Source organism: Litorisediminicola beolgyonensis (genome assembly GCF_042679605.1).
In the GTDB taxonomy this organism is placed as follows: Bacteria; Pseudomonadota; Alphaproteobacteria; order Rhodobacterales; family Rhodobacteraceae; genus Litorisediminicola; species Litorisediminicola beolgyonensis.
Genome location: NZ_JBHTMU010000009.1, coordinates 106,121 through 115,157, shown reverse-complemented (window position 1 = coordinate 115,157; position 9,037 = coordinate 106,121). Strand labels below are relative to the sequence as shown.

The 9,037-nt window shown below is 68.5% G+C and carries 6 protein-coding genes; 1 reads left to right on the top strand and 5 read right to left on the bottom strand.

Annotated features, from left to right (window positions below):
- A partial coding sequence (locus tag ACFQ4E_RS07415; protein ID WP_386802306.1) for a hypothetical protein occupies positions 1 to 539 on the bottom strand: 539 nt, incomplete at its 3' end.
- 36 nt (positions 540 to 575) lie between these two features.
- Between ACFQ4E_RS07415 and ACFQ4E_RS07410 the strand changes: the two genes are divergently transcribed.
- Positions 576 to 1,283 carry a CpsD/CapB family tyrosine-protein kinase gene (locus ACFQ4E_RS07410; RefSeq protein ID WP_386802305.1) on the top strand — a complete coding sequence of 236 codons (708 nt, stop codon included), beginning with the start codon at positions 576 to 578 and terminating at the stop codon, positions 1,281 to 1,283.
- Between the two features lie 4 nt (positions 1,284 to 1,287).
- Here the strand turns inward: ACFQ4E_RS07410 and ACFQ4E_RS07405 are convergent, their stop codons facing one another.
- From ACFQ4E_RS07405 to ACFQ4E_RS07390, 4 genes are all read right to left on the bottom strand, one after another.
- A complete protein-coding gene (locus tag ACFQ4E_RS07405; protein WP_386802304.1) occupies positions 1,288 to 2,607 on the bottom strand; it encodes a Wzz/FepE/Etk N-terminal domain-containing protein in 1,320 nt (439 codons plus the stop codon).
- A 223-nt stretch (positions 2,608 to 2,830) separates the two neighbouring features.
- A complete protein-coding gene (locus tag ACFQ4E_RS07400; protein ID WP_386802303.1) occupies positions 2,831 to 3,484 on the bottom strand; it encodes a 4'-phosphopantetheinyl transferase family protein in 654 nt (217 codons plus the stop codon).
- A 1-nt stretch (position 3,485) separates the two neighbouring features.
- Positions 3,486 to 8,039, bottom strand: a complete 4,554-nt coding sequence (locus ACFQ4E_RS07395; RefSeq protein ID WP_386802302.1) for a MupA/Atu3671 family FMN-dependent luciferase-like monooxygenase — start codon at positions 8,037 to 8,039, stop codon at positions 3,486 to 3,488.
- Positions 8,036 to 9,034 carry a glycosyltransferase family 2 protein gene (locus tag ACFQ4E_RS07390; RefSeq protein WP_386802301.1) on the bottom strand — a complete coding sequence of 333 codons (999 nt, stop codon included), beginning with the start codon at positions 9,032 to 9,034 and terminating at the stop codon, positions 8,036 to 8,038. The genes ACFQ4E_RS07395 and ACFQ4E_RS07390 overlap by 4 nt, the downstream gene beginning before the upstream one ends.
- Positions 9,035 to 9,037 lie beyond the last annotated feature (3 nt).

Genomic DNA, 9,037 nt, shown 5'->3' with positions numbered 1-9,037 from the left:
AGGAAGAGCGGCTGGCGGAAGAGGCGCGGCAGGCCGAGCGGCTCGCTACGGAAAACGCGAAAAAAGCGGCGGCGGCCGACGCCGAAGCGGCGCGGAAGCTTCAGGAAGCCGCGGGTCGCGACGCCGAACGTCGCCGCCGGGCGGCAGCCGCCGCTGCGGAAAAGATCCGCGCGGCAGAGCGGGCGCGCAAAGCCGACGCGGCGCGTGAGGCCGAGGAACAGAAAGCCCGTGACTTGGCAGCCCGCAAAGCGGCAGCCCGCGCACAGGCCGAAGCGGAAGACGCCCAACGTGCCGAAGCCGCTCGGATCGCCGCCGAACGCCAACGCGCCGAGGCCGAGGCTGAAGCCGCACGCGCGGCAGAGCTTGAAGACGCGCGTCGGCGCGAAGCAGAGGCGCGCGCCGAAGAAGAGGCGCGTCTCGACCGGGAGCGCCGCGAGCGTGCCTCGGCCGAGACAAAACAAAACTCCGCCCCCCCTGAGCCGACAGATCAAAGCGCCGAAGCCGCCCCTTCGCCGGATGTGGAGCGCCAGCCGGGCCAACTCTCGGGATCAGAAATCACCGAGAACTGGGACCGAATGGTCAGTTTCGCGCCGGACGAGGCGCAGCTCGACCGCGCGCGCATCATCACCGCCGCGCGGCACGACCCGGCCCATGCCAGCTTCGACATCCTGCGCACGCGCCTCCTGCAGGCCTTGCGCGAGCGGGGCTGGACCCGGGTCGCGATCACCTCCCCGACGAAAGGTTGCGGCAAGACCTTCACCGCGGCGAACCTCGCCGTGTCGCTGTCGCGGCAGGAGAACTGCCGGACGATCCTGATGGATCTCGATATGCGGCAGCCCTCGCTGCACAAGGTCTTCGGGCAAACCGGCGTCGGACCGGTGGGCGATCTTCTGCGCGGCAAGACCGGGCCCGAGGGTCATCTCCGCCGCTTCGCGTCGAACACCTTCCATGCCGGACGGAACATCGCCTTCGGCTTCAACGATACCCAGGAGCATTACGCCGCCGAGCTTCTGGCCGATCCGCGCACCGCGGTGGCGCTCGATACGCTCGAGGCGCGCCTGAAGCCGGACGTCCTATTGTTCGACCTGCCGCCCGCGCTCTATTCCGACGACGTGATCGCCTTCCGGCCCTGCTTCGACGCCGTTCTTCTGGTGATCGGCGGCGGGCTGACGACCGAGAAGGAAATTCGCGACACCGAGCGGCGGCTTGGCGCGGACACTCCGCTCCTGGGCATGGTGTTGAACCGCGCCGAGGATACCGACGAGCGGCGCTACACGTACTGAGCGCTCAGTACTCTGCGCGGCGCGGCAGGAAGCCTTCGAGACCGGTGAGATCCGAGACGCGCATCGCGACCGCACGCGCGGCGGCGAGACACGCGCCGATCAGCGCCAGAAGACCGAGCGTCCAGATCATGCGCCGACGTCGGATATCGTGGCGCGAGCGGATCGGCGGGATCGCCACGACCGGCGCGACACCGAGGCGGCTTTCAAGCTGCGCGGCGCTCCGGATTGCCGGGTTCATCAGCTCCAAGAGGTAGCCCGTTCCGAGCCCGAGAAAGAGGCTCGCCACAGCGCCGAAGATCGTCAGCTTGATCGGATCACGCGACACCGGGAACTGGGTCGGCACGGCGGTTTCGAGAACTTCGAATCGGGCGGATTGCTGTCGCGTCTCAAGCTGCTGTCCAAGCTCGGCATCGGCCTGGCGGCGCATCACCAGTGTGAACTGATCCTGCAACTGCACAAGCTGCCGCTGAAGCGCGCCGAGCTGGCGCTCGACCTCGGGCGCCGCTTCGAGCGCGCGTTCGGCCTCGGCGATCCGACCTTCGACCAGCGCCTTCTGCTCCTCGAGAAGCTGAACCTGGCGGTTGAGATCGGCTTCGCGCAGGCGGTCGGAGCGGGTCTGCAGCGACACGATCTCTTGCTCGAGCGTCAGCTGGTTCTCGCGAAGGCTCGCGATCCGCTCGCGGAGGTTCGACAGCCCGTCGGGCAGCGAGGCGACATTGGCTTCCTTGAACGCCGCGAGCTCGGCCTCGGCGGCCGCGATCTGGGCTTCGACCCGCGCGGCCTCTTCCTCGAAGAGCGTCAGGGCCTCGCGGGCGCGTGTCAGGCTGCGCTCGCGCGAGACGTCCACCACCGAGGCCATCAGGTCATTGGCGACCGCGGCGGCGATCTCGGGATCGCCCAATTGCACGATGATCCGCACGCCCGAGGGCGCCGCACCGGGCTGAAAGGCCATGACACCGTCCAGGATCGGTTCGATCCGGACAGACTCGCGCAGCTCGAAGACGCGTTCGGGCGCCGAGAGGTTCGGATCGTCGAAGAGGTCATAGGTGTCGATCAGGCCCTGGACGTTGTCCCGCGCCATGATCCTTTGCTCGATCAGCTTGACCCGACGGGCGGTGTCATCGGCGCGCATCGGCGAGCCCGAAAGCTGGTCGGACACCTGCGCGTCCTCGATCTGGACGACGGCAATCGACTCGTAGAGTTCCGGCCGCGAAAACGCGAACACGGCCGCAGCAAGCGATCCGAGAACCGTTACCATAAAAATCGCAAAAAACCGGCGCTTCAGCGCGGCCTTGATCTCTTCAACGCTTTGGAACTGCGTCATAACGCGTCTCCCGCAATGGTGCCCCCAATGCGCGAGCCACGCTGCCCACCGTCTTTGCGCCCTGAAGGAGCCGCGCCGATGCCGGACAGGTGCCATCGTCAGGTCACAATTTAGACAATCTGCCCCAATCTTGCCATGTTTTTCGGAGCGATTCCGGGAAACAGAGCGTCGCCAAATCGGCAATCAGCGCCACAGTTCTGCCATATTTTATGGGGCGTACGCCTCAGCGCAGGACGCAGAGCGACAGGATCATCTCGTCCGCAATCCACTGGCGCACCGAAAGCCGGTCGCCGGCAGCGAATGGCGGGACCGCGTCGCGGAAGGCGAGCGTGCCACGCTCATCGACAAGGATCAGCGCATCGAAGCCCAAGAGCGTCCGGCTGAGGGCGTATTGCGCCTTGTAGGCGGCCTCCTTGAGCGAGAAAATCCGCCGCGCCGCGAGACCGGGCGAGCCGCCGAAGCGACGGATTTCCTCTGCCTGGGCGATCTCGGAGGCGAGATCGGGAGCGAGCGGCGCATCCGTCTCGATATCGACGCCGACGGCGCGAATTTCGTTCCGGCGGGCGGCGACGGCGATGCAGGCCTCGGTCGTATGGCTGAGGCTGCCGGTCACCGAGGCGGGCCAGACCGGGCTGCGATCTTCCGCCATCGGGACCGGGCCCTCGGGAAGACCAAGCTGGGACAGCGCGGCGCGCGCGGCGGCGCGACCGGCTGCGAACTCGGCACGCCGCGTCACGACCGCCCGGGCGACCGCGGCCTCTTCCACCGGGTAGAGCGGATGGTCCGCCGATCGCGGGTCGGCGGTCGCCACCGCGAGGCCTTCCGGCCAGTCGGTCTGCGCTTGCTGCAAAAGCCGCTCGATGGAGGTCAGCGGCATCTCAGGCGGATCGCCGCGCCCGCATCGCGCGACGCCGCGCCATCGCATCGCTGCGCGCCTGGGCCCGCTCGTTGGCGGCCGCCGGAACGGTGTCCTCCGCCGCAGGAGCCTTTGCGGGACTTGGCTGATCCGGTCGTGGCAGGATCTCGGCGATCCGCGCGGAGAGCTGCCCGAGGACCGGGAAGCGGAACACATCTGTAATCGCGAGTTTCTGCGCCCCGAGCTCGTCGCGCAGCGTGCGGTGCGCCTGCACCGCCAGAAGCGAATGCCCGCCCAGTTCGAAGAAATTGTCCTTCGCGCCGATCCCATCCACGCCGAGGATACGCGACCAGATCTCGGCGACGCGCGCCTCCAGCCCCGCATCGCTGTCTCGTTTGGGTGTGGAGGGCATTGCGGCAACCACCGGCTCCGCCACGCGGCGGGCAGTGGGGGCCGGAAGCGCGCCGCGGTCGACCTTCTTGTTCGGCGTTAGCGGGAACGCGTCGAGCCGCAAAAGATGCTGCGGCACCATGATTGCCGGGACGGCCGAGGAGAGCGCGTCCTTCAGATCCCGCTCGGACATCGCCGCGCCGGTATAGTATCCCACAAGCCGAGTGTCTCCGGGCTGGTCCTGGCGCACGAGGGCAACGGCCTGCGACACGCCGTCCAGCGCCTCGAGCGCCGCTTCGACCTCGCCCAGCTCGATCCGGTGGCCGCGGATCTTCACCTGGTGATCGACGCGGCCGACGAAATCGATCCGGCCATCGGCGCGGCGCCGGACGAGATCCCCGGTCCGGTACATCCGCCCTTTGTGGAAGGGATTGTCGACGAACCGCTCGGCTGTCAGCGCCTCGCGCCCCCAATAGCCGCGGGTCACACCGTCCCCGCCGATCCAGAGCTCGCCTTCCTCGCCGATGCCCACCGGCACGAGCCCGGCATCGAGCACATAGAGCATCTGGTTGGCCAAAGGACGTCCGATATTGACCACCGGCTCGGTGGTCTCGACCGGCTCGGAGGACGACCAGATCGTCGTCTCGGTCGGGCCATACATGTTGGTGATCGACCCGCTCGTCAGGCCCCGCAACTCCTCGACCAAGGCGCCCGGCAGAGGCTCGCCGCCGAGGTAGAGATGCGAGACACGGCCCAGCGCCGCGCGCGCCTCGTCGTTCATCGCGATCATCCGCGCCATCGACGGGGTGCATTGCAGATGGGTCACGCCATGGCGCTGGATCTGGGCGGCGATCGAGAAATCGTCCTCGGCCGGGCCTGCGGTGCGATTGGCCGCCTCCACGACCTCGGCCAGCGGGCGCAGTCCATCGAGCACCGTGTCCGCGGCAATGCCGTAGTCGATCAGGCAGGCGATCTCGGTCACGCCGATCGCGCGCACCTCGTCGACGCGGGCAAGCGCATCCTCGACCGTTCCGAAGAGACCGGAATCGTTGAAATAGCGCTCGAAGGCGAAATCGAGGATGCCTTCAAGCTCGTCCGGGCTGAGCGATCCGAGGTCGAGCTCGAACGGGTTCTTGACGCCGTCGGGCTTCTTGAACGCCGGAAACGCCCAGGCATATTGCTTGATCAGACCGGCCGCCGACCGCAGGTAGTCCTTCATCGGCTCGCGCGCGATCTCGCGCGCCGCGTCGCGGGTCTCGGCGATGAAGCTGTGCAGCATGAGCGTGACGGTGAACTGCGCCGGATCGTGGCCGGCCTCGCGCAGCGCCTCGTGGTAGAGCGCGATCTTCTCGCCGACCTCGGCCACGCTCTGCCCCAAGAGATGGGTCAGGACGTTCGCCCCGAGCCGCCCGGCCTCGCGCCAGGTTTCGGGATTGCCGGCGGTCGTCACCCAGACCGGCAATTCGGAGGAAACGGGCCGCGGTTGGGTCACCACCTCGTGGATCGAGCCGTCTGCCCGGGGGAAGCCTACGGCCTCGCCGCGCCAGAGCTTCCGCAAGGTCTCGATGCTCTCGATCATCGCGGGCTTGTTGGCGGGCGGCGTGTTCTCGGGGCGCAGCACGAAATCGTCGGGCTGCCAGCCGCTGGCAATGGCGAGGCCTGCGCGGCCATTTGTGAGGTTGTCGATCACCGCCCATTCCTCGGCGATGCGCGCGGGGTGGTGAAGCGGCGCGACGCAGCTTCCGGCACGCACCCCGATCCGCTTGGTCACGCCAGCGACCGCGGCGCCTGTCACGGAGGGGTTGGGATAGGGGCCGCCGAAGGCATGGAAATGCCGCTCGGGCGTCCAGACCGCGCAGAACCCGTGATCGTCGGCGAATTTCGCGCCTTCGATCAGGGTCTTGTATTTCTCCGGGCCGACACCGTCGTCGTTGCCCCAGTAGTAGAGCGAGAATTCCATGCCCCCGCCGCCCGTGGCGGTGTCGCCCGAGATCAGGGCGCGGCTCTCGTCGCCGCTCATCACGACCTTGAAGCCCCGCGCAAGCGTGTAGAAGATCTCGAGAACCGAGATGTCGAAGCTCAGCGAGGTGACGGAGAGCCAGGTGCCGCCCTGGTCGCGGACGACCTCGTCCATCCCGGCAAAGAAATTCACCACGTTCCGGTGCTCGACCATGACGCCCTTGGGGGTGCCGGTCGACCCGGAGGTGTAGATCAAGTAGGCGAGATCGCCGGGGCCGCTGGTCTCTTGGGGCGCGGTCGCGGCCGCCTGAGACAGCCGCGGATCGCTGTCGAGGCAGAGCGTCTGCGCGCCCGTCTCGGGCAGGCTCTGCGCCAGCGACGATTGCGTGACGATCACCGGCGCCGCGCTGTCGCTGGCGTAGTGGCGCAGCCGGTCGGCGGGATAGGCCGGATCGAGCGGCAGATACGCGCCGCCCGCCTTGAGGATCGCAAGCGCGCCGATCAGGAGGTCCGGGGAGCGCGCGCAGCAGAGACCGACCACGATATCCGGACCGACGCCCATACCCTGCAAGACATGCGCGGCGCGGTTGGCGCGGGCGTCAAGCTCGGCATAGCTGAGGCTCTCGCCGTCGCACACAAGCGCCGTCGCGTCGGGAGTCCGGGCCACTTGAGCCGCGAAGAGGGCATGGATCGTCGTCGGCTCGACCTCGCGCGCAGTGTCGTTCCAAGTCTCGGTCACAAGCGTCCGCTCGGCGGCGCTCGGGCCGTGGCGGGACCGGAGCGGCGCATCGGGATCGCTGGCGGACACGTCTTCGAGCGCGGCGATTAGGATCGACGCATAGGGCTCCGGCAGACGTCCGGTGTCGATATGCACCCGGGTGCCGCGGTCGATCCGTTCGAGCGTCAGGGCCGCACCGGGCACGGGACCGGCGGCGTCCGAGAGCGCGAACGCAGGCACCTGCCGCTTCGCACCGGGCAGGCGCGCCCAGATGTCTATTGCCATCGGCGCTGAGCGACGCGCGGTCGCGATTTCGGTGTTGAGGGCTTCGGACAGAGCGCACAGGGTATCGACAGCATCGACGCGCACCGGAACCCACGGCTCGGACAAATGCGAGCGGTCGGCCTCGGCGATCTTGGGGCTGCGATAGGCAAGCGCGACGGGGCCGCCCTCGGTCCGCGCTGCGTGGACGGCCAGCGCCTCGGGCGACAGCGTCACGTCGCGCGTCGCGATAGAGCCATCGGCCGCGCCAGCGCCTTTGAGGCGCGCCATGGGCACATCTGCCATGATGCGCCGCCAGCGGTGATCCGAGGCCCCGAGCGGGATCGCCTGTTCCGGGCCGGGCCGCTCGAGCCTTGTGCCGACGGGCGGCAGGACCAGCGCGTTGCCGTCGAGCGATCTGAGGCCGGAGAGGCGCATGGCGCCCTCTTTGCAGGCGATCACCAGCGCGGCGTCTTCGCGCGACAGTATCTCGCCCGGTGCCCCCGATCTCTCGACACGCGCGGCGGAGGAGACGGCGGCGACACATTCGGGCAGCAAGAGTTTCGGAACGCAGAGCGGGTTGGCGTAGTCTCCGTGATCGAGCGCGCGGACAAGCCGCTCCAAGACCGCGGCGGGTTCGCTGGAATCGAGACAGCCATTGACGCCGGGCCGGTCGGCACGAGCGTGGTAGGTCCGGAGGCTCAGATCCTGCGGCACGCGGCGCGGTGCGTCCGAGGACAGCTCAGAGAGCACGGCATCGAAGCTTTCAAGTCCCGCCGCGAAGCATTTCAGATTGAGCGACAGCGCCGTCTCATCGGCGGAAATCGCGACCTCGCGGGTGGCGAGTAGATCGCCCTCGTCCACGCCGCCCTCGATCATGTGCCAGGAAATGCCGTGGCGGGTCTCGCCCTCGGCAATCGCCCAGACCGGTGCGTTCAGACCGGCATGGCGCGGCAGCGGGCCGTCGTGGAAATTGACCGCGCCCCGGGTCGCCTGCGCGATCAGCGCCTCGGGCAGAAGGTCGAGATTGGCGACGCTCAGAAGCCAGTCGAAGGACAGAGTGCCGCAGCGGTCCGCAAGACCCGCGCCCGGCGCGATCACCGACAGCCCGGCGCCGTGCGCCCAGTCGGACACGGCAGGCTCGCGGGTGACGACTGCCGCGATCCGGTGACCCGCGACCAGCGCGCGCGCGCCGCATTCGCGGGTCAGGCTGTCGTGGCCGATCAGAAGAAGCGAAAGGGGCGTCATGTCTGGACCTCCCGAACTGGCACAAGGTCGATGGTTTGGTCGCGGGGCCGCGCCGCACGTGCGGCGGCGAGATCGTGCGACAGGAGCCTTCGCAGGAAGCCGGGCGGATCGACCCGAGGCTTGCCCGTGAGCAGAACGCGCAACCGCCAGATCGCTCCGCCCAGCACATGCCCGAGCGTGGCCGCCACCGCATAGCCGCGGCCATGCGCCTTGGCGAAATAGCGCCAGCGGCTGTCGAACCAGTAGGTCGGCACATCGCTCCAGCCCTTCATCCCGGTCGAGACCGAACCGATATGGGCCACGTGGCTGTCGCGGATATAGTCGACGGTATATCCGGCCCGCGCCGCGCGCAGGCAGAGATCCGTTTCCTCGAAATAGAGAAAGAACCCCTCGTCGAAGAGGCCGATCTGTTCCAGCACATCCATCCGCATCATCATCGACGCGCCCGCAAGCCAGTCGACGCGGCGGGTGGCGTCGGGCAGCCCGAGCGGCACGCGATGACGCGCGAGAAGCCGGGTGACCGGACCGGTGCGGGCCGCGCCCTCGATCTCGGAGAGGATCGAGGGGAAGCGAAAGGCCGTCTCATGCGGCGTGCCGTCCTCGCCGTGGATGAAGCTGCCCGCGAAGCCGACCTCGGGATGGGCCTCGAGGTGATCGTGCAGTCGGCGCAGCGCATCCGGCGCCGGAAACGCGTCCGAGTTCAGGATCTGGACGTAGTCAGGCCGCACGCCATCGGCGCGACCGGCGCGGATGCCGACATTGTTGCCCGCCCCGAAGCCGCCGTTGCGCCCCGATTGCACCACCCGCGCGGGGATCGGCAGGTCGGTCCCCTCGATATGGGCGCGCAGCGCCTCTTCCGATCCGTCGCCGCTGTCATTGTCGACGACGACCAGTTCGGCATCGAGCCCCGAGAGCGCCGCCGCCGCCGCGTCGATGGCGCGGCAGGTCATCTCGGGCGTGCGCCAATTGAGGAGAACGGTCAGGAGACGCGCCATGAT

Bases quoted from the DNA above. Each gene is read 5' to 3' on its own strand.
- ACFQ4E_RS07410 (WP_386802305.1), top strand. From the start codon at position 576: ATGGTCAGTTTCGCGCCGGACGAGGCGCAGCTCGACCGCGCGCGCATC.
- ACFQ4E_RS07405 (WP_386802304.1), bottom strand. From the start codon at position 2,607: ATGACGCAGTTCCAAAGCGTTGAAGAGATCAAGGCCGCGCTGAAGCGC.
- ACFQ4E_RS07400 (WP_386802303.1), bottom strand. From the start codon at position 3,484: ATGCCGCTGACCTCCATCGAGCGGCTTTTGCAGCAAGCGCAGACCGAC.
- ACFQ4E_RS07395 (WP_386802302.1), bottom strand. From the start codon at position 8,039: ATGACGCCCCTTTCGCTTCTTCTGATCGGCCACGACAGCCTGACCCGC.
- ACFQ4E_RS07390 (WP_386802301.1), bottom strand. From the start codon at position 9,034: ATGGCGCGTCTCCTGACCGTTCTCCTCAATTGGCGCACGCCCGAGATG.